21 protein-coding genes are annotated in these 23384 nt (G+C 62.5%); 16 read left to right on the plus strand and 5 right to left on the minus strand.

Annotated elements, in window-relative coordinates:
• Positions 1-52: 52 nt before the first annotated feature.
• From guaB to ACFCW2_RS11495, 3 genes are all read left to right on the plus strand, one after another.
• Positions 53-1516: an IMP dehydrogenase gene (gene guaB, locus ACFCW2_RS11485; RefSeq protein WP_379546526.1), complete on the plus strand. Its 1464-nt coding sequence runs from the start codon at positions 53-55 to the stop codon at positions 1514-1516.
• A 15-nt stretch (positions 1517-1531) separates the two neighbouring features.
• Complete coding sequence (locus tag ACFCW2_RS11490) at positions 1532-2713, plus strand: RsmB/NOP family class I SAM-dependent RNA methyltransferase (RefSeq protein WP_379546528.1); 1182 nt, start codon at positions 1532-1534, stop codon at positions 2711-2713.
• 83 nt (positions 2714-2796) lie between these two features.
• Entirely contained in the window at positions 2797-3303 is a 507-nt protein-coding gene (locus tag ACFCW2_RS11495; protein ID WP_379546530.1) for a tetratricopeptide repeat protein, read from the plus strand.
• A 6-nt stretch (positions 3304-3309) separates the two neighbouring features.
• Here the strand turns inward: ACFCW2_RS11495 and ACFCW2_RS11500 are convergent, their stop codons facing one another.
• Both ACFCW2_RS11500 and ACFCW2_RS11505 read right to left on the minus strand, forming a co-directional pair.
• Positions 3310-3789 (minus strand): RNA pyrophosphohydrolase, encoded by a 480-nt coding sequence (locus ACFCW2_RS11500; RefSeq protein WP_379546531.1) that lies wholly within the window; start codon positions 3787-3789, stop codon positions 3310-3312.
• A gap of 2 nt (positions 3790-3791) precedes the next feature.
• Positions 3792-4745 (minus strand): alpha/beta hydrolase, encoded by a 954-nt coding sequence (locus ACFCW2_RS11505; protein WP_379546533.1) that lies wholly within the window; start codon positions 4743-4745, stop codon positions 3792-3794.
• A gap of 171 nt (positions 4746-4916) precedes the next feature.
• Here ACFCW2_RS11505 and ACFCW2_RS11510 point away from each other — a divergent pair, with 171 nt between their 5' ends.
• The 6 genes from ACFCW2_RS11510 to ACFCW2_RS11535 all read left to right on the plus strand — a co-directional run bounded on the left by ACFCW2_RS11510 (position 4917) and on the right by ACFCW2_RS11535 (position 13123).
• Positions 4917-6839 carry a 2-oxoacid:acceptor oxidoreductase subunit alpha gene (locus ACFCW2_RS11510; RefSeq protein ID WP_379546535.1) on the plus strand — a complete coding sequence of 641 codons (1923 nt, stop codon included), beginning with the start codon at positions 4917-4919 and terminating at the stop codon, positions 6837-6839.
• A 133-nt stretch (positions 6840-6972) separates the two neighbouring features.
• Positions 6973-8022, plus strand: coding sequence for a 2-oxoacid:ferredoxin oxidoreductase subunit beta (locus ACFCW2_RS11515; RefSeq protein WP_379546536.1), 1050 nt, complete (start codon positions 6973-6975; stop codon positions 8020-8022).
• A gap of 21 nt (positions 8023-8043) precedes the next feature.
• On the plus strand, positions 8044-9030 hold the full coding sequence (locus ACFCW2_RS11520) for a metal-dependent hydrolase (protein WP_379546538.1): 987 nt from the start codon (positions 8044-8046) through the stop codon (positions 9028-9030).
• A gap of 118 nt (positions 9031-9148) precedes the next feature.
• Positions 9149-10549 (plus strand): cryptochrome/photolyase family protein, encoded by a 1401-nt coding sequence (locus ACFCW2_RS11525; protein ID WP_379546540.1) that lies wholly within the window; start codon positions 9149-9151, stop codon positions 10547-10549.
• Positions 10550-10587: 38 nt separating this feature from the next.
• Positions 10588-11844: a class I SAM-dependent methyltransferase gene (locus ACFCW2_RS11530; protein WP_379546541.1), complete on the plus strand. Its 1257-nt coding sequence runs from the start codon at positions 10588-10590 to the stop codon at positions 11842-11844.
• Between the two features lie 19 nt (positions 11845-11863).
• Positions 11864-13123 (plus strand): serine hydrolase domain-containing protein, encoded by a 1260-nt coding sequence (locus ACFCW2_RS11535; RefSeq protein WP_379546542.1) that lies wholly within the window; start codon positions 11864-11866, stop codon positions 13121-13123.
• Between the two features lie 18 nt (positions 13124-13141).
• Here the strand turns inward: ACFCW2_RS11535 and ACFCW2_RS11540 are convergent, their stop codons facing one another.
• From ACFCW2_RS11540 to purF, 3 genes are all read right to left on the minus strand, one after another.
• The gene (locus ACFCW2_RS11540) at positions 13142-13486 is read right to left on the minus strand and encodes a PilZ domain-containing protein (protein ID WP_379546543.1); all 345 of its coding nucleotides are present in this window, start codon (positions 13484-13486) and stop codon (positions 13142-13144) included.
• 116 nt (positions 13487-13602) lie between these two features.
• Complete coding sequence (locus tag ACFCW2_RS11545) at positions 13603-14322, minus strand: SDR family NAD(P)-dependent oxidoreductase (protein WP_379546545.1); 720 nt, start codon at positions 14320-14322, stop codon at positions 13603-13605.
• On the minus strand, positions 14323-15795 hold the full coding sequence (gene purF / locus ACFCW2_RS11550) for an amidophosphoribosyltransferase (RefSeq protein WP_379546547.1): 1473 nt from the start codon (positions 15793-15795) through the stop codon (positions 14323-14325). It lies immediately after the preceding gene.
• Positions 15796-16026: 231 nt separating this feature from the next.
• Here purF and ACFCW2_RS11555 point away from each other — a divergent pair, with 231 nt between their 5' ends.
• The 7 genes from ACFCW2_RS11555 (at position 16027) to dnaE (ending at position 23322) form a co-directional block, all read left to right on the plus strand.
• Complete coding sequence (locus ACFCW2_RS11555) at positions 16027-17268, plus strand: lipoprotein-releasing ABC transporter permease subunit (RefSeq protein ID WP_379546548.1); 1242 nt, start codon at positions 16027-16029, stop codon at positions 17266-17268.
• Complete coding sequence (locus tag ACFCW2_RS11560) at positions 17261-17944, plus strand: ABC transporter ATP-binding protein (protein WP_379546550.1); 684 nt, start codon at positions 17261-17263, stop codon at positions 17942-17944. The genes ACFCW2_RS11555 and ACFCW2_RS11560 overlap by 8 nt, the downstream gene beginning before the upstream one ends.
• Before the next feature lie 50 nt (positions 17945-17994).
• Positions 17995-18276: a hypothetical protein gene (locus tag ACFCW2_RS11565; RefSeq protein WP_379546551.1), complete on the plus strand. Its 282-nt coding sequence runs from the start codon at positions 17995-17997 to the stop codon at positions 18274-18276.
• Between the two features lie 53 nt (positions 18277-18329).
• Complete coding sequence (locus ACFCW2_RS11570) at positions 18330-18854, plus strand: hypothetical protein (RefSeq protein WP_379546552.1); 525 nt, start codon at positions 18330-18332, stop codon at positions 18852-18854.
• A 24-nt stretch (positions 18855-18878) separates the two neighbouring features.
• Positions 18879-19358 (plus strand): glutathione peroxidase, encoded by a 480-nt coding sequence (locus ACFCW2_RS11575; protein ID WP_379546554.1) that lies wholly within the window; start codon positions 18879-18881, stop codon positions 19356-19358.
• A gap of 34 nt (positions 19359-19392) precedes the next feature.
• A complete protein-coding gene (locus ACFCW2_RS11580; protein ID WP_379546555.1) occupies positions 19393-19743 on the plus strand; it encodes a hypothetical protein in 351 nt (116 codons plus the stop codon).
• 87 nt (positions 19744-19830) lie between these two features.
• Positions 19831-23322: a DNA polymerase III subunit alpha gene (gene dnaE / locus ACFCW2_RS11585; protein WP_379546557.1), complete on the plus strand. Its 3492-nt coding sequence runs from the start codon at positions 19831-19833 to the stop codon at positions 23320-23322.
• Positions 23323-23384: the final 62 nt, after the last annotated feature.

A 23384-nucleotide genomic window follows, 5' to 3' on the forward strand; every position in this document is an offset into this window, starting at 1 on the left:
CGCACGATTCTCTCCCCCTATATGCAAGCCCGCTTCGGGCGAAAGGCGCATCGTGTCACGCAGCGAAATTCCCCTCGGCCTTACTTTTGACGACGTTCTTCTGCGCCCGGCGGAAAGCGACGTTCTGCCATCCATGGCCGATACCAGCACGTCCCTGACCAGGGCGATCCGGCTGAATATTCCGGTGGTCTCCAGCGCGATGGACACGGTGACAGAGGCCGATATGGCGATTGCCATGGCCCAGATGGGCGGCATCGGCGTGCTGCACCGCAATCTGGAAATCGAAGAGCAATGCGCTGCGGTGCGTGCAGTCAAACGTTATGAGAGCGGAATGGTGGTGAATCCTATTACCATCGATCCCGATGCAACGCTGGGCGATGCGCAGGCGCTGATGACGCAGCACCGGATCAGCGGCATTCCCGTGACGGATCGCGGCGGCAAGCTGGTGGGTATCGTCACCAACCGCGATGTGCGCTTTGCGGAGAATCCGAAGCAGCCCGTGCGCGAGCTGATGACGACCGAAAACCTCGCCACCGTACCGCTGGGGACGGGGCAGGAGGAAGCGCGCCGCCTGCTGCACCAGCGCCGGATCGAGAAACTGCTGGTGGTGGACGATGCCGGCAAATGTGTCGGTCTGATTACCGTCAAGGATATCGAGAAAGCGGTTGCTTACCCCCATGCGACCAAGGACGAGAGCGGCCGCCTGCGGGTGGCGGCGGCTACCACGGTGGGTGACAAGGGGTTCGAGCGTACGGAAGCGCTGATTGATGCGGAAGTCGATGTGATCGTGATCGACACAGCGCACGGGCACAATTCCGATGTCGGCCGCGCGGTGGAGCGGGTCAAGAAGCTCTCCAATGCGGTGCAGGTTATCGCGGGAAATGTTGCGACGGCAGAGGCGACCAGGGCTCTTATCGGTGCTGGCGCGGATGCTGTGAAAGTCGGCATCGGGCCGGGCTCCATCTGCACCACCCGCGTGGTCGCCGGTGTGGGCGTGCCACAGCTCACCGCGATCATGGACAGCGCCGAAGAAGCGGCAAAGAGCGATGTTCCCGTCATCGCCGATGGCGGCCTACGCACCAGCGGCGATGCGGCCAAGGCGCTGGCAGCGGGCGGCTCCAGCGTGATGATCGGATCGATGCTGGCAGGGACTGCAGAGGCGCCGGGCGAAACTTTCATCTATCAGGGCCGCAGCTACAAAAGCTATCGCGGCATGGGCAGCGTCGGCGCGATGGCGCGCGGCAGTGCCGACCGCTATTTCCAGCAGGATATCAGCCAGCAGAAACTGGTGCCCGAGGGGATCGAGGGGCAGGTGCCATTCAAGGGCGCAGCCGCCGATACCGTCCACCAGCTGGTCGGCGGGATCAAGGCAGCGATGGGCTACACCGGCAGCAAGACAATCGCCGACCTGCGCACCCGCGCACAGTTCGTGCGGATTACCGGCGCGGGCCTGACCGAGAGCCATGTCCACGATGTGGCGATCACTCGGGAGGCTCCCAATTACCCCACGCGCTGACCAGAAGGTGGGGGCATGACCCCCGCAGCCCGCGTTCAGGCGGCTATCGAAATTCTTGATGGAGTGATCGAGGGGGCAAAGTCGAACGGCGCCCCCGCTGACCGGATTATTGCCAATTGGGCGAAATCCAACCGTTATGCGGGGAGCAAGGACCGGCGCGCCGTGCGCGAGCTGGTTTATGCGGCAATCCGTGCTTGTGGCCCCGTGCCCAAAACGGGCCGTGTGGCTATGCTCCGACTGGCGGAAGTCGATCCGGCCATCGCGCCCTTGTTCGACGGCTCCAATTACGGCCCGCCCGCCATTGGCAGCCGCGAGAAGGCGGCGGACGGCGGCATTGTGCCCGCTTGGCTGGGGGAGCGCTTTGCCGCATCGGGTCTGGGCGAGGAGGAGCAGTCGGCTCTGCTGGACCGCGCGCCGCTCGATATTCGGATCAACACGCTCAAGGCCAGCAGCGAGACGATTGATCTACCAGTCGCAGCCGAGCCGCTGCCCATCGCGCAGGCGCTGCGCCTGCCTTCGGGCACGCAGGTGGAACAATGGCCGGCCTACCGTGAAGGCCAGATAGAGGTGCAGGACCTCGGCAGCCAGATCGCCTGTCTTGCCGCAGAAGTGAAGCCGGGACAGACGGTGATCGATCTGTGCGCAGGCGCAGGCGGTAAGACACTGGGGCTCGCGGCCGCCATGGAAAATTCAGGCACGCTGATTGCCAGCGATACCGACCGGGGACGCCTGTCCAAATTGCCGCCGCGCGCCGAGCGGGCAGGGGCGGGCATGATCGAAACGGTCCTGCTGGATGCGGGCAAAGAGCTGGACGCGCTGGCGCAGTATCGCCGGATGGCTGACTGTGTGTTTGTTGATGCGCCATGCTCGGGCACCGGCACCCTGCGGCGCAAGCCTGAGGCCAAGTGGCGGATCGATAGCCGCGCGCTGGCCCGCTATGCCGGGGTGCAGGACAAATTGCTGGATATCGCTTCGGAACTGGTGAAGCCGGGCGGGCGGATCGTATTCGTCACCTGCTCGCTGCTGGAAGAGGAAGGGGCCGACAGGATCGATGCGTTCCTGAAGCGCACGCCGGGGTGGCAGGCCGATCCCGCACCGCTGCCTGCCGGACAATCGCGCGGGCAAGGAATGCGCCTGACACCGTTCCATGACGGGACCGACGGATTTTTCATCGCCCGTGTAGCCTTGCCGTGCTAGCCTGCTGATCTATGGTCCAAGCCGACCCTATCGATGGCCCCGTTTCGGAGACCAGGGCCCGCACTTCGCTGAAGGAATTGTGCATGCGTTTCGCTCCTGCTGCCGCCGCCCTGTCGCTGGTAATCGCCGTTCAGGCGAGTGTGGGCTATGGCGCGGAACGCGATCCGGCTCCGCGCGCAGCGGTGCTGGTGGCGGAAGGGCGCGCGGCATTGGCCGCCGGTCAGCCGCAAAAGGCCATTGACGCATTCGAGGCGGCGCTCGCAGTAGATCCCGCCTACACGCCGATTTATCTCGATCTGGCAAAGGCGGCGCGGCGCGAAGGGCTGCAGGGCAAGGCCATCGCCTATTACCGCGAGGCGCTGGACCGCGACCCGAACAATTTCGCTGCTATTGCCGGCGAGGGTCAGGCGCTGGTCGAGAAAGGCGCGGTCGAGAAAGCGCGCAACAACCTCTCGCGCCTGCAATCGCTGTGCGGCACGAATTGCGCCGAGACCCGGCAGTTGGCGGCGACCATTTCACAAGGGCCGCAGCCGCGTGTTCTGACCGCCGAGGCCGTGCTGCCCGACGCTCAGGTCACGCAGTCGAACTGACGAGCGCTAAACCAGCTCGCGAAATGCCTTTACCACTGCGCGATACACATCGCGTTTGAACGGCACGATCAGATCCGGCAGTTCCTCCGGATCGGCCCATTTCCAAGTGGAAAATTCCGGCGGATCGTGCGCTTCCAGATCGATATCGCTGTCTTCGCCCATGAACCGCGCGAGGAACCAGTGCTGTTCCTGTCCGCGATATTTGCCCCGCCACAATTTGCCGATCAGCTCGTCGGGCAGATCATATCGCACCGGATCGTCCATCCGTCCGATGATCTCCACCTTGTCGCCCGAGACGCCGGTTTCCTCCGCCAGCTCACGCAAGGCCGCCGCTTCAAGGTCCTCGTCCTTGTCCACGCCGCCTTGCGGCATTTGCCACGCATCATAGCCGCGGCTGTCGATCCGCTGGGCGACAAAGACTTTGCCGTCCCGGTTGGCCAGCATCACGCCCGCGCACAGGCGATACGCTGTAATCGTAGCGGTCATATTCAGGCGGCCATCCGGTCCAGCTTGACTTTGATCGCGCCCAGAAACGCCTCAACGTCGGCCTGCCCGCTGGGCATCGCTTTGCGCAGGGTCGTGAAGCCGTGAATGATGCCAGGGAATTCGAAATAGCTTACCTCGGTACCCTGCTGGATCAGGTGTGCGGCATATTCCCGCCCTGAATCGCGCAAGGGATCGAGGCCCGCTGTGCACAGCACGGTGGGCGGGGTGTTGCTGCAATCGCCCAGGATCGGGACATTGCGCGGGTCGGTATCGTCGGCCGCATATTGCTGGGTGAACCACGCCATTGCTGCGCCTGTCAGCAAGAATCCGTCGGAGAAACTGGCGAAGCTTTCATGGTTCGAGACATCGCTCGCCACCGGATAGATCGGGGCCTGCACCACCACCGGCACATCGGCAGGCTTGGCGCTCAGCTGGTTGGTCGTGACAATGGTCAGATTACCGCCCGCGCTGTCGCCGGTCAGCACCAGTCCTGTGACATCGCGGCCCAGCTCTGCGGGGGAGGTGGCAACCCACCGGCTCGCCGCTTCGCAATCATCGGGCGCTGCGGGGAAGGGGTGTTCGGGCGCCAGACGATAATCGACCGATACCACCGGCAGATCGAGAACATGCGAAATCTCGGTGCACAGATTGTTGTACACCTCCAGATCGCCGATCACGAAGCCGCCGCCGTGGAAGAACATGACCACGGGAGATGGTTCGCGGCTCTCCTTCACATCGTAGAACCGCAGAGGAATGTCGCCAGCGGGGCCGGGGCAGGTGAGGTCTTTCTGCACGGCCATTTCCCGCGCAGGAGCTTCGGCAATCGCGCCCATGGCGCGCATCTGTTCGCGGCCCATCACGGCGCCGACTTCCTCCACGCCCTTTCCGCCGATTTGCTCCAGCATATCGAGGAAACCGCGCACGTCCTCGCGCACGAAATGTTCGGTGTCGGCCATCTGATTTCTCCCAATACTGGTTGCTTTGCCAGTTGCGATAGAGGGCGTGTGCCATGCAATTCAACCGCTGTGGACACTAGGCACAGAAAAACTTGATTGCCCAGCCGCCGGCGCGCACCTAGGTCGCCAGCCCAACACACACCGCGTGGATGCGGATGGACAGGAATATTTATGGCTACCCAAGCGGCTCCCCGCGAAGAGATTACCGAAGCACCCGAAGCCGTGGTGGTCCGCTTTGCGGGCGATAGCGGTGACGGGATGCAGCTGACGGGCGGGCAGTTCACGCTCTCCACCGCGCTTGCGGGGAATGATCTGGCGACCTTCCCGGACTTTCCGGCAGAGATCCGCGCGCCGCAGGGCACGCTGTTTGGTGTGTCAGCGTTCCAGATCAATTTCGGCTCCAGAGAGATCAACACAGCTGGCGATGCGCCTGATGTGTTGGTGGCGATGAACCCCGCCGCGCTGAAGGTGAACATCGCCTCGCTGAAACCGGGCGGGCTGATCATTGCCGATACGGGCGCGTTTACGAAGCGCAATTTGGACAAGGCGAAATACGAAACCAATCCGCTGGAAGACGGGAGCTTGGCGAAGTTCGACTTGCTGGCGTTTGATATCTCGGAGCGCACAATCGAGGCGGTGAAGCCGTTTGGCCTTGGCAACAAGGATGCGCTGCGCTCCAAGAACATGTGGACGCTGGGCCTCGCGCTATGGATGTTCGACCGTCCGCGCGACCCGATCCATGCGTGGCTGAAGGACAAGTTCAAGCGCAAGCCAGAGATTGCCGACGCCAATATCGCGGCTCTGGATGCGGGCCATGCTTATGGCGAGACGGCGGAGCTCTCCGGCCCGCTTAAACAACTCGCCATGCCGCCGGTCGAGAGCAGCCCCGGCCTTTATCGCACCATTACGGGCGCAGAAGCCGTATCGCTGGGTCTGGTGGCCGGCGCGCAACTGGCCGAGCTTCCGATGTTCTTCGGCGGCTATCCGATCACGCCCGCTTCTGCGATCCTGCACCATCTGGCGCGGCTCAAAGAATTCGACGTCACGACGTTTCAGGCCGAGGACGAGATTGCAGCGATCTGCGCTTCCATCGGGGCGAGCTATGCAGGTTCCTTGGGGGTCACCTCCTCCAGCGGCCCCGGCATTGCGCTGAAGACAGAGGCGATGGGCCTTGCGATCATGACCGAGCTTCCGCTGGTCATCGTCAACAGCCAGCGCGGCGGGCCGTCCACCGGCCTCCCGACCAAAACCGAGCAAAGCGACCTCTATCAGGCGGTCTATGGCCGCAATGGCGATGCGCCGTTGCCGGTCGTGTCCGCCAGCAGCCCCGGCGATGCGTTCGAATGCGCGATCGAGGCATGCCGTATTGCGACGCAGTATATGACCCCGGTGATGCTGCTGACGGATGGCTATATCGCCAATGCCGCCGAGCCTTGGAAAGTGCCCGACCCGGCCACATTCACCCCGTTCCCGGCGAAATTCCTGGAAGAAAAGAACGGCGAGGAGCTTCTCCCCTATGCCCGCGACGAGAAGGGCGCGCGCCCGTGGATCAAGCCGGGCACGCCCGATCTGATGCACCGCATCGGCGGGATCGAGAAGGCGGAAGGCACCGGCCATATCGACTACGCGCCCGACAACCACCAGACGATGACCGACGCGCGCCGTAACAAGGTGCTGAACGTCTCCGTGCCCGATCAGGAGGTGTGCCTTGGCGAAACCTCCGGCACGCTCGCCGTGGTCGGCTGGGGCAGCACCTACGGCCCGATCCATCAGGCCGTGCGCCGCGCCATCGCGAAGGGGTGCAAGGTCGCGCATATCCACGTGCGCCACATCTGGCCGCTGCCCGCCAATCTGGGCGACCTGCTGCGGTCCTATGACAATGTGCTGGTGCCCGAAATGAACACCGGCCAGTTCAAGACTGTGCTGCGCGATCAGTATCTGGTGGACGCCAAACCGCTGACCAAAACCAGCGGACAGCCTTTCGCCATCGCCGAACTGGAAGACGCCATCGCGGCATTCTTCGACAACATTCCCGGAAACGAAGGCGGTCAGGTTGCGGTCAATGATGACCAGCTGCCTAGCCCGGAGATGTGAGCCCCATGTGCGCTCACCCACATCCGTTCGCCCTGAGCCTGTCGAAGGGCTGCCCTTTTCTTCGAGATCTGCACACAATTGAAGTGCAGGGCTTCGACAAGCTCAGCCCGAACGGGTTGGGGGAGTAAGTGCTATGAATGAAATGACCAAAATCGAAACCACGCTCAAGGACTGGGAAACGGACCAAGAGGTGCGCTGGTGCCCCGGGTGCGGCGACTATGCGATCCTGAAGGCGGTGCAGCGCACGTTGCCGCAGCTGGGCTGTGATCCGAAGAACACGGTGTTCATCTCCGGCATCGGCTGCTCCAGCCGCTTCCCGTATTACATGGAAACCTACGGCTTCCACACCATCCACGGCCGCGCGCCTGCGCTGGCGACGGGGGTGAAGCTGGCCAATCCCGATCTCGATATCTGGCTGGTCACGGGTGACGGCGACGGGCTGAGCATTGGCGGCAACCACATGCTCCATGTGCTGCGCCGCAATGTGAACATGCAGATCATGCTGTTCAACAACGAGATTTATGGCCTGACCAAGGGACAGGCGTCGCCCACCAGCCGGATTGGCACCAAGAGCCCGTCCAGCCCCATCGGCAGCGTCGATTATCCGGCCAACCCGTGTGCTTTCGCACTGGGCGCTGGCGCGCGTTTCGTGGCGCGCGGGTTCGATGTGTCGAAGAAACTGCCAGAAGTGCTGAAAGCGGCTCACGGCCACCAGGGCGCGGCCTTCATTGAGATTTTCCAGAACTGCATCGTCTACAACAAGGACGTGTTCAACGATTTCGCCGCGCCCAAGGGCTCCGAAGACCGCCAACTCTGGCTGGAGGACGGCGAGCCGATGCTGTTCGGTAGCGAGAAATCCGGCGGGGTGAAGGGTCTCGTGTTGGACACCGAAACGCTGGGTTTCAAGGTTGTCGATGTGGTGGATGGTGATTGGCAGACTGCTGGCGTGCGGGTCCACAATGTGAAGGACAAGATGGTCGCGCATTTGTTGTCGGAGCTGGAATTCGGCGAATTCCCGATGCCGATGGGCGTGCTGTACGACGATCCCGCACCGACCTTCGAAACCGCTGTCAGCGCCGAGCGTGAACAATCGAGCGCAGGCAAGGAAGCCAACCTCGCCAAGCTGCTCGGCACCGGCCAGACATGGACGGTGGACGCCAGTGAAGGGCATCCGACGGACTGATAGGTCGGGCCGGAACTCAGCTTGGACAATCTCACCCACTCCCTCGTTGGGGCGCTGCTCGGGCAGGCCGGGCTGAAGCGCAAGACGGGGCTGGCCATGCCGGCGCTGATTATTGGCGCGAACCTGCCCGATGTGGATGCGGCGTGTTTCTTCTGGCTTGATGGGCAGGAGCATCTGGGCTTTCGCCGCGGGATAACCCACGGCCCGCCCGCGCTGATCCTGTTGCCGCTGATACTGGCGGGGCTGCTGTATGGTTTCGACCGATGGCAGGCCAGCCGAGGGAAGCGGCCCGAGGGACGGCTGCCGGTCAATTTCAAATGGCTCTATGCGCTCAGCTTCATCGGCTGCCTGACCCACCCGGCGCTCGACTGGCTGAATGTCTATGGCATCCGCCTGCTGGAGCCGTTCTCCAGCCGCTGGTTCTACGGCGACACGCTGTTCATCATCGATGTGTGGCTGTGGGCGCTGATGGGCTTCGCCACGTGGTGGTCGCTCCGCAAGGAGAAGCGGGGCGGGGAGTGGAAGCGGCCCGGGCGTGTGGCGATAGCGGCGGCGCTGGCGTATATCGGGATGAATGGGGCGATTACGGCTGTCGCTGAGAACCATGCAAGCAAACGCATTCCCGAAGTGGCCGCAATTGCATCGCCGCTTCCCTTGGCTTTCTGGGAACGGGAAATAATCTGGCATGTGCCTGAAGCCCCTCCCGAAGTCGCGCGTCCGCTCTGGGGAGAATGGACACTGGCCAAAGGCTTGAACCACGACCTTCGCTCTACTGCGATGGTTACCTTCGTAGAGTGGCAGGGTTCGCCTCCCAAATCGGCTTTTGAAATCGCAAGCAACGATGGAGAGCTGGCAGCGTTTCTGTTTTGGGCACGCACTCCGTTTGTCGAATGCGGTTCTGGCGGCTCCGTTCTCCTCCGCGACGCCCGCTTTTACGATCCGATGGCGCGGGACCGTTTCACCGTAGCCTTGCCCGATGTCGAATGCGTGGAACTGCCCTCCGAGTAAGCGCGTTCCCCTCATAGCCCGTTCGTCCTGAGCCTGTCGAAGGACCGCACTTTCTTCTGGTGCCGCGCGGGGAGTGAAAGGCGACCCTTCGACAGGCTCAGGGTGAGCGGGATTAATTATGACCAAACCACAAATCGTCTGGCTGCGGCGCGATCTGCGCATGAGGGATCAGCCTGCGCTTTTCAGCGCCGCGCAGGCGGGGCCGGTGGTGCCGGTCTATGTGCTGGATGACGAGCGAACTGGCGACCACGCCTATGGCGGAGCCTCGCGGTGGTGGCTGCATCATTCGCTGGAGGATTTGTCCAAGAGCTTTGGCCGCCATAACAGCCGCATCATCTTGCGACGTGGCGACAGCGCCGAAGAGCTGGCCGCCATCGCCAAGGAGCTGGGCGCAGGCGCGATCCATGCGAACCGGCATTACGAGCCGTGGTGGCGCAAGGCTCAGGGTGATTTGAAGGACGCGTTGGATGGCACGGAATGCGAGCTGGTGCTGCATGACGGCAATTACCTGCTCCCCGCTGGCACCGCGACCACCGGCAGCGGCGACCCGTACAAGATCTACACGCCGTTCATGAAAGCGACAAAGGCGCTGTTCCCGCCGCGCGATGAATTGCCCGCGCCTGAAACCATTTCCTCCCCCGACACATGGCCCGCCAGCGACGATCTGGCGGACTGGGACTTGCTGCCGACCAGACCCGACTGGTCCGGCGGTTTCTCCGATCACTGGAGCGTGGGCGAGGATGCCGCGCATGAGCGGCTCGATTGGTGGGATGGCACTGTCACCGAGTATGACGATGGCCGCAATCTGCCCAGCGCCGACAAAACCTCGCAACTATCCCCCCATCTGCATTGGGGCGAGATCAGCCCGGTGAGCATCTGGCACGCCTTCAAGGATAAGCGCAGCGATGGCTGGGCCACTTACGAGAAGGAGCTGATCTGGCGCGACTATGCCCAGAACGTGATCTGCCAATTCCCCGCCTATGCCAAGGAAAGCTACCGCGACCAGTTTGATGCGATGGCGTGGCGCGACCCGGAATCGGACGACGAGGCCAAGGCCGATCTGAAGGCGTGGCAAAAGGGGCAGACCGGCTACCCCATTGTCGATGCCGGAATGCGCCAGCTGTGGCATATCGGGTGGATGCACAACCGCGTACGCATGATCGCGGCCAGTTTCTTGATCAAACATCTGCTGATCGACTGGCGGTATGGCGAGCGCTGGTTCTGGGATACGCTGGTCGACGCCGATTACGGCAGCAATGGCGCGAACTGGCAGTGGGTCGCGGGCACGGGCGTGGACAGCAATATGTTCCCGCGCATCATGGCCCCGCTCAGCCAGAGCGAGAAGTTCGATGCGGCAGGCTATATCCGCGAATGGGTGCCCGAATTGAGGGACCTTTCCGATAGCGCGATCCACGACCCGGAGGACGACAAGCGCGGGGATTATCCAGCGAAACGCATCGGCCACAAAGAAGCGCGCGAGCGGGCGCTGGATGCATACCGGCAAATGAAGGACGGCTAGCTTGCCGCATGCCGCTCACCGCGCCATAGGCACTTGCGATGGCGACGCAGGCTCAAGAAACACTTAGCGAAAACCGTGGCGGCGGACTGATCGACGGCGCGCAGCGCTTTGCCCGTAAGCCCGGACTGGTCGCTCGTCTGGCATCGCCGGCGCTCAACAAGATGCTCGACCGGATCGACGCGGCTCTGGTCAGCGGGGCGATCCACGGCACGCTGCCCGATGGCACGCCGCGCATATTGGGCGGGCGGGCGCCGGGCTTTGAATGCGTGTTCGAATTGCGCAGCTGGAATGCTTTGGTGCGGATTGCCAGCAACGGCTCGGTCGGCCTCTATCAGGCATGGGAAGCGGGGGAGTGGTGGAGCCCAGATCCGGTGCCGCTGTTCGCTCTGTTCGTGCAGCATGCGCAAGCGTTGGGCGATACCGCGCGCGCCAAGGGGCCGTTCCGCCATGCGCTGAAGCTGGCGCATCTGTTCAATCGCAATACGCCCGAGGGCGCGCAGAAAAACATCTCCGCGCATTACGATCTGGGCAATGATTTCTACGCCGCGTGGCTGGAAGAGACGATGGCCTATTCCAGCGCGCTCTACCGCGAGCCGGATCAGGCGATGACGGCAGCGCAAATCGCCAAGTGGCAGGCGCTGGAAGACCGGATCGAGGGCGCGAGGTCGGTGCTGGAAATCGGCTGCGGGTGGGGCGGTATTGCCGGCCACATGCAGGCGCAGGACCGCGATGTGACTGCGATCAGCCTGTCCGAAGAGCAGCTGAAATGGGCCCAAGACCACAACCCCGGTCCGGAGTACCGCAAGCAGGATTACCGCGATGTCGAGGGCCAATTCGATGCCATCGTCAGTGTGGAAATGGTCGAGGCTCTGGGCCGCGAATATTGGCCCACATTCATGGACTGCGTGGCGCGCAATCTGAAACCGGGCGGGCGCGCGGCGATCCAGTATATCTCCTACCGCGATGATCTGTTCGAGGATTACGCCGCCAGCGCCGACTTCATCCAGGCCTATATCTTCCCCGGTGGATTGCTGATCAACACGCCGGAATTTTGCCAGCTGGCCGAAGAACGTGGACTGGTCTGGCAGGATCAGCACAATTTCGGGCTCGATTATGCCCGGACGCTCGAGACATGGCGCGACAATTTCGATGCGGCCGTGCGGGAAGGGCGCTTGCCCACCGGCTTCGATGCGCGCTTTATCGATCTGTGGCGCTATTACCTGATGTATTGCGAAGGCGGCTTTCGCGGTGGCGGCATCGACGTGCATCAGGTGACGCTGGTGAAAGAACAATAGACCTTTTGGGAGAGTGACGATGAGAAAAGCTTTTGTGCCGAGCCTGCTGGCTGCCCTCGCATTGTCCGGATGTGCTGCTGCTTACAGCGAACCTGAAACCGTCGCTGCCGCAGCGTCGGTCGCTCCTTCCGGGACGGCTGCCACAGCCGAGGTCGAAACTGGTCCCGTCACGTTTTCCATGCCCGAAGGCGGGATCGATCTGGAGGGCGCGGCGGTCCTTGCATGGGACGATGCGACCCGCGCGGCGAATTTCCGGCGGATGGAGGATTTTTTCCCCGGCTATGAGGTCGCGCCATCGGAGAATCCGCGCGTTCTTTCCGCCGGTGAAGCGCTTCCTGCGGCGACCGTTGCGGCGATCGAGGCCTATATGGCGCGCGGCGATATCGCCGGGATCATGGTCCTGCAAAACGGCAAGATACGCCATGAGCAATACGGGATGGATTTCGGACGAGGGCAGCGCTGGACCAGCTTCTCGGTCGCGAAAAGCCTGACCTCCACCCTGCTGGGTGCGGCGGTGAAGGACGGTTTCGTCGCCTCGCTCGATGATCCGGTGTCCAAATACATCCCCGGCCTTGTCGGCAGCGCTTATGACGATGTGACGGTCGAGCAGCTGGCCACCATGACGTCCGGCGTGAAATGGAACGAGGATTACACGGACCCGAACAGCGATGTGGCGCGCATGTTCGATACGCAGCCTGCAGCGGGCGAAGATCAGGTGGTCGAATATATGAAGACCCTCCCGCGCGAGGCGCCTGCGGGCGAGAAGTGGGTCTACAAAACCGGCGAGACCAATCTGATCGGCGTGCTGGTGGAAAATGCCGTCGACAAAACGCTGGCCCAATATGCCAAGGACAAGCTGGTCGATCCCGCTGGGCTGGCCTCGCCGCTGTTCTGGCAGGTCGATCTGTCGATGCGCAATATCGGCGGGTGCTGCCTGTCGATGGCGCTGGGAGACTACGCGCGGATCGGACAGTTCGCGCTCGAGGGCGGGGAGGGTGTGGTACCCGAAGGCTGGTTCTCTGCTGCCGGTGCTCCGCAGGTCGATTTTGGCGATGCGATGGGGCTGCCGGGCTTCGGCTATGGCTATCAGTGGTGGACTTATCCCGGCGGCAATTTCGGTGCGCAGGGCATCTTCGGCCAGTCGATCACGCTGGTGCCGTCGCAGAACCTGGTGGTCGCGATGCTCAGCAACTGGCCCAAGGCGAGCGACCGGGCGCAATCCATGGAGCGGCTTGCCCTGATGGCCACCATCGCGGCGGGTGCCGGTCCTGCTGAGTAGCGCCCCTGACCTGACAGCCTAGATATTGCGAAACACCGTCCGCTGGCCATGGTTCGCCATGATGTTGTCATAAACGATCGGGCTAAGCAGATATTGAAACGCGCAGCCGACGATGGAGTTTTCCCACCAGACGACTTCCGCCATCTGCGATTCAAGGCCGGGCAGCGTCAGGAAGCACATCTGGCCGACATACATCCGGTTGATGGCCGATGCGCTGAAGCCGCTGATTGACAGGTCATGCACCACTGTCTGGAATGCGCGGCCGCCACTGGCACGCATCTGTGCCGGGACGACAATTTTCGTACGGGGTGCGCAGCGATCTTCCTGCGCGGCGATTTCGTAACGATCGGTAGAATGCAGCACCGATAAGCCTCCTATCCAATCCGCGCATGAAGCAGCGGGGTGAACCCGTGCGCGAATATCCTTGCGACAGGGAGGACTCTGGAGGGGGGCGCTTACCCGGTAGTAATAATAATTCCCTAAGCGGAATTAACCCTCTCGCGGTGGCCGCTGGGGAAGTTTTCGCCCAGTAAAGTCACGATCCGGTCGGCCACGACTTCGGGCGGTTTTACCGTTTGCGGGTCCTCGCCGGGATAGGCCTTTTCCCGCATTGCCGTGCGTGTGGCGCCGGGATCGACGATGGCGACGCGGATGTTGCCGATCTTCTCGACCTCCTGGCCGTAGGAGCTGAGGAGATTGTCAAAGGCCGCCTTGCTGGCGCCATATCCGCTCCAATAGGCGCGCGGAGCGGCTCCCACGCTGCTGGTGAGGCCAACCACCACCGCATCGTCCGACCGTTTGAGCAGAGCATCGAAATTGGCAAGGAGCGCCTGCGTGGCCATGACATTGATCGTCATCGCCTGCCCGAACTGCTTCGCATCGATCTGCGTAACCGGCGTAAGGTGCGGCAGGTAAGCACCGGAAATCACGAGATAGTCGAGCGTGTCCCAGCGGCCGCGTATGGCCGTGGCGAGGCGTGCAACGCCGTCCACTTCGGTGAGATCAACAGGCGCAATGGTGGAATTACCGCCGCTTGCATGAATTGCGTCTTCAACCTCTTCCAGCGCTTTCACATCGCGCGCGGTCAAGATGACATGCACGCCCCTGGCGGCCAGCGCCTTGGCCGTGGCTGCCCCTATGCCGCGCGATGCGCCGGTGACGACGGCCAGTTTGCCCGACAGGTCCTTGGTATCAGCCATTTACGCGTCTTCTTTAACCGGGAAGGAGAGCTGCGCATCGCCGACTGTCTTGTTCGCCAGATCGGTCAGCGAGGTCGGATAATCGCCCGTGAAGCAGGCATCGCAGAATTGCGGGCACCCGCCATTGCGCGGTTCCTCGCCCACCGCGCGGTAGAGACCATCGATGGAGATGAACGCGAGGCTGTCGGCCTGAATAAACTCGCGCATCGGCTCCACATCCATGCGGGCAGCCAGCAATTTGGAGCGTTCGGGCGTGTCGACGCCATAGTAACAGCTATGCGCGGTCGGCGGGCTGGCCACGCGGAAATGCACTTCGCTCGCGCCTGCCTCGCGCATCATTTCGACGATCTTCAGGCTGGTGGTGCCGCGCACGATGCTGTCGTCGATCAGCACGATCCGCTTGCCTTCCACCAGGCCGCGATTGGCATTGTGCTTGCGCTTCACGCCCGAATGGCGCGCCGTATCGGAGGGCTGGATGAAAGTCCGGCCGACATAGTGGCTACGGATGATGCCCAATTCAAATGGGATGCCCGAGGCTTGCGCGTATCCGATGGCCGCCGGCACGCCGCTATCGGGCACCGGTACGACCAGATCGACATTGCACGGATTCTCCAGTGCGAGCTGCGCACCGATGGCCTTGCGCGCCTCGTAGACGCTGCGTCCGTCGAAAATCGAATCAGGACGGCTGAAATAGACATGCTCGAAAATGCACGGGCGGGGGCGGGCTTCTCCGAAGGGGCGGAAGCTGGTGACATTGCCCTCCAGATCGACCTCGATCATTTCGCCCGGCTCGACTTGACGCTCGAATTCCGCGCCGATGACGTCGAACGCGACTGTTTCGGATGCGAAGGTGACCGCATCGCCGATTCGGCCCATTTGCAGCGGGCGAATGCCGAGCGGATCGCGGCAGGCAATCATGCCCTGCGGCGTCATCACGATCAAAGCATAGGCGCCTTCGACCAGCCTCAGCGCGTCCACCAGCCGGTCACGCAAGGTTGGGTAGCGGCTTGTAGCGACCAGATGAATGATGACTTCGGTGTCGGAGGTCGACTGGAAGATCGCGCCCTTCTGCACCAGTTCGCTGCGCAGGGTCGAAGCGTTCGAGATGTTGCCATTATGCGCGATAGCAAAACCGCCGCTGGCCAGATCCGCATAGAGCGGCTGCACATTGCGCAATCCGCCCGATCCGGTGGTAGAATAACGGACATGGCCCGCCGCCATAAAGCCGGGCAGTTCGGCGATTGCCTCGGGCGTGCTGAAATTGTCGGACACATGCCCGATGCCGCGGCGCGAGGTAAATTGCGTGCCGTCGAAGCTGGTGATGCCGACCGCTTCCTGCCCCCGGTGCTGCAAGGCATGCAGGCCCAGCGCCGTTACCGCCGCCGCATCATTGGCTCTGGTGACCCCGAATACCCCGCACTCTTCGCGCAGTTTGTCACCATGTTCGTCATAGAAAGGATGTGAAATCGACATAAAACCGCCGCGCCAGCCGCCCCGCTCGGACGGGCACCCAATGGCGATGTTACAGCTCGATTACAACCCTAGCGGACAGGCTTGCCCGCATCATTCGCGGGAAGTGGCACTGAAGGCACGGGCATATTACGCGACCAGCACGGGGGATGGCGCATCACCCCTTCATTGCGCAGTCAGACCCGCCTATCTATGGGACCGATCAACCGAAAACTATTTGCGGGTCTGCCCCCTTTGTTTCTCACCCAGTTCGAACGGACGATTGCACGCCGGTACCTGCTTCCCGGCAAGGGCGAGGCGTTTATCGCGCTGGTCGCCGGGATCAGCGTGGGCGTGGTGATGCTGTCCGTCGCCATGCTGGTGATCGTTATGAGTGTCATGAACGGCTTCCGCGCGGAGTTGCTCGACAAGATCGTTGGCCTGAATGGCCATGCCATCGTGCAGGCCTATGGCGGCCGGCTCGATGACTGGGAAAACGTGCTGGAGGAAATCCGCGAAACTCCGGGCGTGGTCGATGCGTCCCCGCTGATCGAGCAGCCCTTGCTGGTGACCTATGAGGGGCGGGTGGAAGCCGCTCTGGTGCGCGGTAACACGCAGGATGATATTGAGAAGCTGGGCGAGAAAACTGTGGTGGGCGATATGGCCCGCGTGCAGCCCGAGGCAAGTGTGGTCGCCATCGGAGCTCGGATGGCCGAGAATATCGGCGCACGGGTCGGCGATACGGTGACGATCATCAATCCGGCCGGACGCACGACGCCCTTTGGCACTGTGCCCCGGCAAGTCGGCTACGAAGTCGGCGCAATTTTCGAGGTCGGCCTGTATGATTACGACCAGTCCTTCATCGTCATGCCGATCCCCGATGCACAGACCCTGCTGCTGACCGGCGAGACCATCGGCATGATCGAAGTGACGACCGAAGACGCAGACCGCGTGGGCGAGATCATGGCGCCTGTGACCGCCAGCCTGCAGGGCCGCGCCATCGTGTCGGACTGGAAGACGATCAACTCCACCATATTCGAGGCGCTGCAGGTGGAACGGGTGGCGATGTTCTTTGCGCTCAGCTTCATGGTGCTGGTCGCCGCGTTCAATATCCTGTCGAGCCTGGTCATGCTGGTCCGGGCAAAGACGCGCGATATAGCCATCATGCGGACCATGGGCGCGACGCGCAAAAGCTTGCTCAAAATCTTCGTCACAACCGGATTTACCGTGGGGGCGATTGGCACGGTTGCGGGGCTGATCCTCGGCTTCCTTGTGCTGTTCTTCCGCCAGCCGATTGTGAAGGTGATCGAGGTGGTGACGGGCCAGAACCTGTGGGATCCCTCGATCCGCTTCCTGACAACCCTGCCGGCCAAGACCGATCCGATGGAAATTGTCGGCATTGTGACGCTGGCTCTGGTGCTCAGCTTCCTTGCGACGCTCTATCCCGCGCTCAAGGCCTCCGGTACCGATCCTGTGCAGGTGCTGCGTTATGAATAGGCCGGGACAACCAGTGGTGGAACTGCGCGGATTGAAGCGCAGTTTCCAGCAGGGTGATGTAAAAATCGACGTACTGCGCGGGATCGATCTGGCGGTTCAGCCGGGCGAGATTGTCGCGCTGCTCGGGCCGTCGGGTTCGGGCAAATCCACGCTGCTGCAGGCGGTCGGCCTGCTTGAAGGCGGCTTTGGCGGCGAGATCGTGATCGCCGGGCAGGCGGCCGAGAAATCCGACAGCGCGGCACGAACCGAACTGCGGCGCAACCATCTGGGCTTCGTCTATCAGTTCCATCACCTGCTGCCCGACTTCAACGCGCTGGAGAATGTCGTGCTTCCGCAATTGGTGGCGAATGTGGACAAGGCCGATGCCGAACGCCGCGCCGAAGACCTGCTTGTGGCCCTCGGGCTCGGGGCGCGTCTGGAGCACCGCCCGAGCCAGCTGTCGGGCGGGGAGCAACAGCGCGTGGCTGTCGCGCGCGGACTTGCCAATCGGCCCAAGCTTGTCCTTGCCGACGAGCCGACCGGCAATCTGGATGAACATACATCGGACAAGGTGCTGGACCAGTTCCTCGGCCTTGTCCGGGGCGAGGGCAGTGCAGCGCTGATAGCGACGCATAACGAGCGACTGGCCGCCAAGATGGACCGGGTTCTGCGGCTGCATGAGGGATTGCTGGCCTAGAGCCGGAAACCGAGCCGCGCTCGTGCGTTCTCCCCTCAAAGGAGATATTCATGAGCGATCATCCAAGCACGTTCGAAGGCACACCCGGCAATACGGGCGCACTTAACTGGGAAGACCGCGCGGCGCTTCACCGCAAAGACGATGGAGACGGCGTCCTCGACGGAGCGAAGTCATTGAAGCGAGGCTCTTTCGCCGAGATTATCGAGCATCTGATGCTTTTGCCCGGTGATGATCGCGAAGCCTATGTCATCGAAAAGGCGGGCGATCGGGAGTACTCGGCTGACGAGGCAGCCGCGCTCTACCAGCACCCTGATTTTCCACGAAACGACTAGAGCGCTCGACAGGGACAGGCGACGCCTCGGCGAAGCGAGGCTACGGTCGGCTGATGATAGCCATCGCCATGCCGCTCGCCCTCCTGTTTCAAACGCCTGGCACGACAGCTCAGACAGCAGCGCCGCCCGCGCCCGCTTGCGATACCGCAGCGCATACGGCCTTCGATTTCTGGGTCGGCGAATGGGATGTGTATCCCGCTGGGCAGGACACGCAGGTGGCGAAGAGCCTGATCGAGCGCCGCTACAAGGGTTGCGCCGTTGTCGAACAATGGATGCCCTTCCGTGGCGAGGGCGGCACCAGCCTCAACCATGTCGACCCCGAAAGCGGGCGCTGGCACCAGAAATGGGTTGGTCAATCGCCCGGCGCCGTCGAATTCGTGGGCGGGCCAGCCGAAGGCAAAATGGTTTTGCAGGGATATTGGGAGGATCTGGGCGGCCCCGGCGTCGATGCCCTTGTCAGAATGACCTATACCGCGCAGGAGGATGGCTCGGTGCGCCAGCACGGCGAAGCATCCACGGATCACGGCCTGTCATGGGCCACCAGCTTCGATTTTATCTATCGCCCCGCCGCGGATTAAGGCGGCGTCAGCAAGGACCGCTTTATGACCACGATTGCCGATTTCACTGTCGAGACCAATAGCGGCGAGACACTCGATCTGTCCGAGAAGCTGGGCAAGGTCCTGCTGGTGGTCAACACGGCCAGCAAATGCGGCTTCACCCCGCAATATGACGGGCTGGAAGACCTGCAAAAGGAATATGTCGATCAGGGTTTTGAAGTCATCGCCTTCCCCTGCAACCAGTTCGGCGCGCAAGAGCCGGGAGATGCCGAGGAAATCGCCAATTTCTGCAAGCTGACATACGATACGTCCTTCCCCCTCATGGCCAAGGTGGACGTCAACGGGCCCGATGCATCCCCGCTGTATGACTGGATGAAGGGCGAGGCCAAGGGCCTGATGGGCAGCGAGGGCGTGAAGTGGAACTTCACCAAATTCCTGATCGACCGGGAGGGCAAGGTGGTGCGCCGCTTCGCTCCGCAGGACGCGCCTAAATCGCTGAAGCGTCATATCGAGAAACTGCTGTAACCTTATCGGCGACGGGGGCGAAAGGCCGAGCATCATGCTAGACACATTCAACCAGTGGTTTCTCTCGCTCGGCGCGGAATACGGGGTCAATCCGTATATCTTCGGCGCGATCTATATCGGGGCGATCCCGTTCTTTATCCTCAGCATCGGCTGGCTGGTGCGGCGGGCGAAGGCGGGCCGTTCCACCGTTTTGCCAACCATGAGTGCTGGGTTCTTCTTCGTTTCCGCCTATCTCTATCTCGCGATTGCAGGCCGCAATATTCCAGTGTGGGTGTGGATCTTCCTCGCTGCGCTCATCGTCTATGGCGCGTGGTCGAGCATTCGCGACACGCGCAAGAAGATTGCCGCAGCGAAGGCCGAGGCCGAAGCCGAAGCCGGCGCGTAGCGCGGCGCTTCAACGCTATCCACAGCCGGGCCAATTTGTCCCGGCGTGCACCTTTCCGACTCAGCTTTCGCGCCCCATAGTGTGTCGATGGCCTTCGCACCTTTCGTTCCCTTGCGCGTCCTTTCCAGCTATTCGATGCTGGAAGGCGCAGTCGATCCGAAAGCCTTTGGAAAGCTTGCGAAGGAGCGCGGCTTTCCCGCCATCGCCATCTGCGATCGCAATGGCCTGTATGGCAGCGTCGCCTTTGCCAAGGCATGCTTCGAAGAGGGTGTCCAGCCGATCATCGGGACCTTGCTGGGCGTGGCGCGCGGTGAGAGCTTCGGCGGGGAGCAGGCCATCGATTACCTGCCGCTCTATGCGCAGGACGAAGCGGGCTATGACAATCTGTGCCATCTGGTCAGCCGCGCCCACCTGGAGCGCCCGCTGGAGCTGGAGCCGCATGTCAGCCTGGCCGATCTGGAAGGCTACACCGATGGCCTGATCGCGCTGACCGGTGCGGCAGAAGGCGGCTTGACCCGCTTGCTTGCAGACGGGCAGGCAGACCACGCAGGCGCTTATGCCGACCGGTTGCAGGCGCTCTTTACCGAACGGCTTTATGTCGAATTGTCTCGCCGAGGGAATGCCGTCGAAATGGCTGCTGAGGACGGGCTGCTGGAGCTGGCCTATGCCCGCGACCTGCCGCTCGTCGCCAGCAATCCGGCTAATTTTGCCGACCCGCATTTCCACCGAGCGCATGACGCGATGCTGTGCATCGCGAGCAGTCACAAGATATTCGAGGAAGACAGGCCCAAAACCGACCGCGAAGCCTTCGTGAAGTCCGCGCCGATGATGGAAGAGGCGTTTCCCGATTTGCCCGAAGCGCGGGCCAACACGCTCGTCATTGCCCAGCGCTGTGCCTTCGCGCCGCCCAGCCGCGCGCCGATCCTGCCCAGTCTGGCGGGCGATATCGAGGGCGAAAAACAGATGCTGGCCGAGCAGTCACGCGCCGGTCTCGATGCGCGGCTTGCAGCCTATGAAGAACTGCCGGAGGAAGAGCGGCAAGTCTATTACGAACGCCTTGATTACGAGCTGGGCATCATCAACCGGATGGGCTTTCCCGGCTACTTCCTTATCGTCGCCGACTTTATCCAGTGGGCGAAGGACAATGGCATTCCGGTGGGGCCGGGGCGTGGTTCGGGTGCGGGCAGTCTGGTGGCCTGGGCGCTGACGATTACGGGCCTTGACCCGATCCGGCTCGGACTGCTGTTCGAGCGGTTCCTGAATCCCGAACGCGTTTCCATGCCCGATTTCGATATCGATTTCTGCGAAACGCGGCGCGGCGAGGTCATCCGCTATGTGCAGGCGAAATACGGCGCCGATCACGTCGCGCAGATCATCACTTTCGGCAAGATGAAGGCGCGCGCGGTGCTGCGCGATGTCGGGCGTATTCTGGACTTCGGCTATGGCCGCACGGACCGTCTGTGCAAGATGGTGCCCAACCATCCGACCGACCCGTGGACGTTGAAGCGCGCGCTCAACGGATCGTCGGAATTCAAGGCCGAATATCACAACGACAACGACACCAAGGCGCTGATCGATCTGGCGATGCAGCTGGAGGGGCTGCCGCGCAATTCCTCCACCCACGCCGCCGGTGTGGTGATCGGCGACCGTCCGCTGGAAAAGCTGGTGCCGCTCTACCGCGATCCCCGGTCCGATATGCCGGTGACCCAGTTCGACATGAAATTCGTCGAAAGCAGCGGCCTGGTGAAGTTTGATTTTCTCGGCCTGAAAACGCTGTCGGTCCTGCAAAAGGCGGTGGACCTGCTGGCTAAGCGCGGGATCGAGGTCGATCTGGATGCGCTGGCGTGGGACGATCCGGCGGTTTTCCAGCTGCTCAAACAGGGCAACACGGTCGGCGTGTTCCAGCTGGAATCCGAAGGGATGCGGCGCACGCTGACGGCGGTAAAGCCGACCAAGTTCGAAGACATTATCGCGCTCGTCTCGCTCTACCGGCCGGGTCCGATGGACAACATCCCGCTGTTCGGCAAACGCAAGGCAGGCGAAGTCGCGATCGAATATCCGCACCCGAAGCTGGAGGGGATACTCGAGGAGACCTACGGCATCTTCGTCTACCAAGAACAGGTGATGCAGGCCGCGCAGATCCTGGCCGGATATTCGCTGGGCGATGCCGATCTGCTCCGCCGCGCCATGGGCAAGAAAGTGCAGGCGGAAATGGACGCCCAGCGCGGCCGGTTTGTTGACGGGTGCAAGACCGAGTCGGGGATCGAAGCGGACGACGCGAACGAGCTGTTCGACTTGATCGACAAATTCGCAGGCTACGGCTTCAACAAATCCCACGCTGCCGCTTACGCTCTACTGGCCTATCAAACCGCGTGGCTGAAGGCGCATTATCCGGAGGAATTTTACGCCGCCTCCATGTGTTTCGACCTGCACCAGTCGGAGAAACTAGCGGTGTTTGTCGACGATGCGCGGCGCTATCCGGGGCGCGAGGGCGGGGTGGTCGTCGCACCGCCCGACATCAATCATTCGGAGGCCCAGTTCACCGTCCAGCGCGATGACGAGGGTTATGCTGTGCGCTATGCGCTCGCAGGTATTCGCAATGTCGGCGAGAAGGCTATGCAGGCGATTGTCGCCGAGCGTGAGGCAAACGGGGCCTTCGAGAGCCTCGCCAACCTGTTCGACCGCCTGCCGCAAGGTTCGATGAATTCGCGGCAGCTGGAAGGTCTGATCGCTGCCGGCGCGCTGGACGCGCTGGAACCCGATCGAGGAAAGCTGGCGGCGAATATCCCGCTGCTGCTCGCCACCGCCGATGCCGCAATGCGCGAGCGGTCGAGCGGGCAGGAGGCGCTGTTTGGCGGCGATATGGCGCAGACCGATACGCTGCGCCTGAAAGATGCCGAGGAATGGACCCGCGCCGAGCGCATGGCGAAAGAGCGCGAGAATTTCGGCTTCTATTTCTCTGCCCACCCGGTCAGCGCCTACCGCGAGGCCGCAAGTGCGAATGGCGCACGGTCCTACGCCTCGCTGATGGAAGGCGGAGCGCCTACTGGCGGCAGCACCAAGGCCGTGATGGCGGCGATGGTGGAGGCGGTGAATATCGGCAAGACACGGCGCGGCAAGGATTTCGTCCGTGCGGATTTTTCCGACAATACCGGCCAGTTCAGCGCGGCGTGCTTCGAAGACGGACTGGTTGAATCCTTCCGCAAATGGGCCGCCGAGGGCACCTGCATTCTGCTCAATGTGGAGCTGGACAGCCCTTCGCCCGACGAACCGCCGCGTATCACCGTGCGCGGCGGGCGGCCGCTGGAAGGGGTGGTGAGCAATCAGCGGATGCTCCTGACGCTGGAGGTGCAGCATCAGGCCGCCCTGTCGGAACTGGCAACGTGCCTGGTGCCGGGCCAACCTGGCTTTGGCGAAGTGCAGGCGAGACTGACAACTGCCGAGGGAGCACCGCTGGTCAGTCTCGGCAATGACTTCAAGCTGGGCGGAAATCTGGCCGACCGGCTGATGGAAATCGACGGGCTGGCGAACATCAAGCTGGTGCCCAAGGCCGGGCCGCGCCTGCACCGCGCGGCTTAGGCCCCTTCGGCACCCCCGTTACACCGTGACACGCGCTTTTTCCTTGCGGGCGGCGGCCTGTT

It is taken from the genome of Qipengyuania algicola (assembly GCF_042492175.1).
Classification (GTDB): Bacteria; Pseudomonadota; Alphaproteobacteria; order Sphingomonadales; family Sphingomonadaceae; genus CAJXSN01.

Bases quoted from the DNA above. Each gene is read 5' to 3' on its own strand.
- ACFCW2_RS11500 (WP_379546531.1), bottom strand. From the start codon at position 3,789: ATGACCGCTACGATTACAGCGTATCGCCTGTGCGCGGGCGTGATGCTG.
- ACFCW2_RS11560 (WP_379546550.1), top strand. From the start codon at position 17,261: ATGAATAGGCCGGGACAACCAGTGGTGGAACTGCGCGGATTGAAGCGC.
- purF (WP_379546547.1), bottom strand. From the start codon at position 15,795: ATGTCGATTTCACATCCTTTCTATGACGAACATGGTGACAAACTGCGC.
- ACFCW2_RS11565 (WP_379546551.1), top strand. From the start codon at position 17,995: ATGAGCGATCATCCAAGCACGTTCGAAGGCACACCCGGCAATACGGGC.
- ACFCW2_RS11580 (WP_379546555.1), top strand. From the start codon at position 19,393: ATGCTAGACACATTCAACCAGTGGTTTCTCTCGCTCGGCGCGGAATAC.
- ACFCW2_RS11535 (WP_379546542.1), top strand. From the start codon at position 11,864: ATGAGAAAAGCTTTTGTGCCGAGCCTGCTGGCTGCCCTCGCATTGTCC.
- ACFCW2_RS11530 (WP_379546541.1), top strand. From the start codon at position 10,588: ATGGCGACGCAGGCTCAAGAAACACTTAGCGAAAACCGTGGCGGCGGA.
- dnaE (WP_379546557.1), top strand. From the start codon at position 19,831: ATGGCCTTCGCACCTTTCGTTCCCTTGCGCGTCCTTTCCAGCTATTCG.
- ACFCW2_RS11570 (WP_379546552.1), top strand. From the start codon at position 18,330: ATGATAGCCATCGCCATGCCGCTCGCCCTCCTGTTTCAAACGCCTGGC.
- ACFCW2_RS11495 (WP_379546530.1), top strand. From the start codon at position 2,797: ATGCGTTTCGCTCCTGCTGCCGCCGCCCTGTCGCTGGTAATCGCCGTT.
- ACFCW2_RS11545 (WP_379546545.1), bottom strand. From the start codon at position 14,322: ATGGCTGATACCAAGGACCTGTCGGGCAAACTGGCCGTCGTCACCGGC.
- ACFCW2_RS11510 (WP_379546535.1), top strand. From the start codon at position 4,917: ATGGCTACCCAAGCGGCTCCCCGCGAAGAGATTACCGAAGCACCCGAA.
- ACFCW2_RS11575 (WP_379546554.1), top strand. From the start codon at position 18,879: ATGACCACGATTGCCGATTTCACTGTCGAGACCAATAGCGGCGAGACA.
- ACFCW2_RS11515 (WP_379546536.1), top strand. From the start codon at position 6,973: ATGAATGAAATGACCAAAATCGAAACCACGCTCAAGGACTGGGAAACG.
- ACFCW2_RS11490 (WP_379546528.1), top strand. From the start codon at position 1,532: ATGACCCCCGCAGCCCGCGTTCAGGCGGCTATCGAAATTCTTGATGGA.
- ACFCW2_RS11505 (WP_379546533.1), bottom strand. From the start codon at position 4,745: ATGGCCGACACCGAACATTTCGTGCGCGAGGACGTGCGCGGTTTCCTC.
- ACFCW2_RS11525 (WP_379546540.1), top strand. From the start codon at position 9,149: ATGACCAAACCACAAATCGTCTGGCTGCGGCGCGATCTGCGCATGAGG.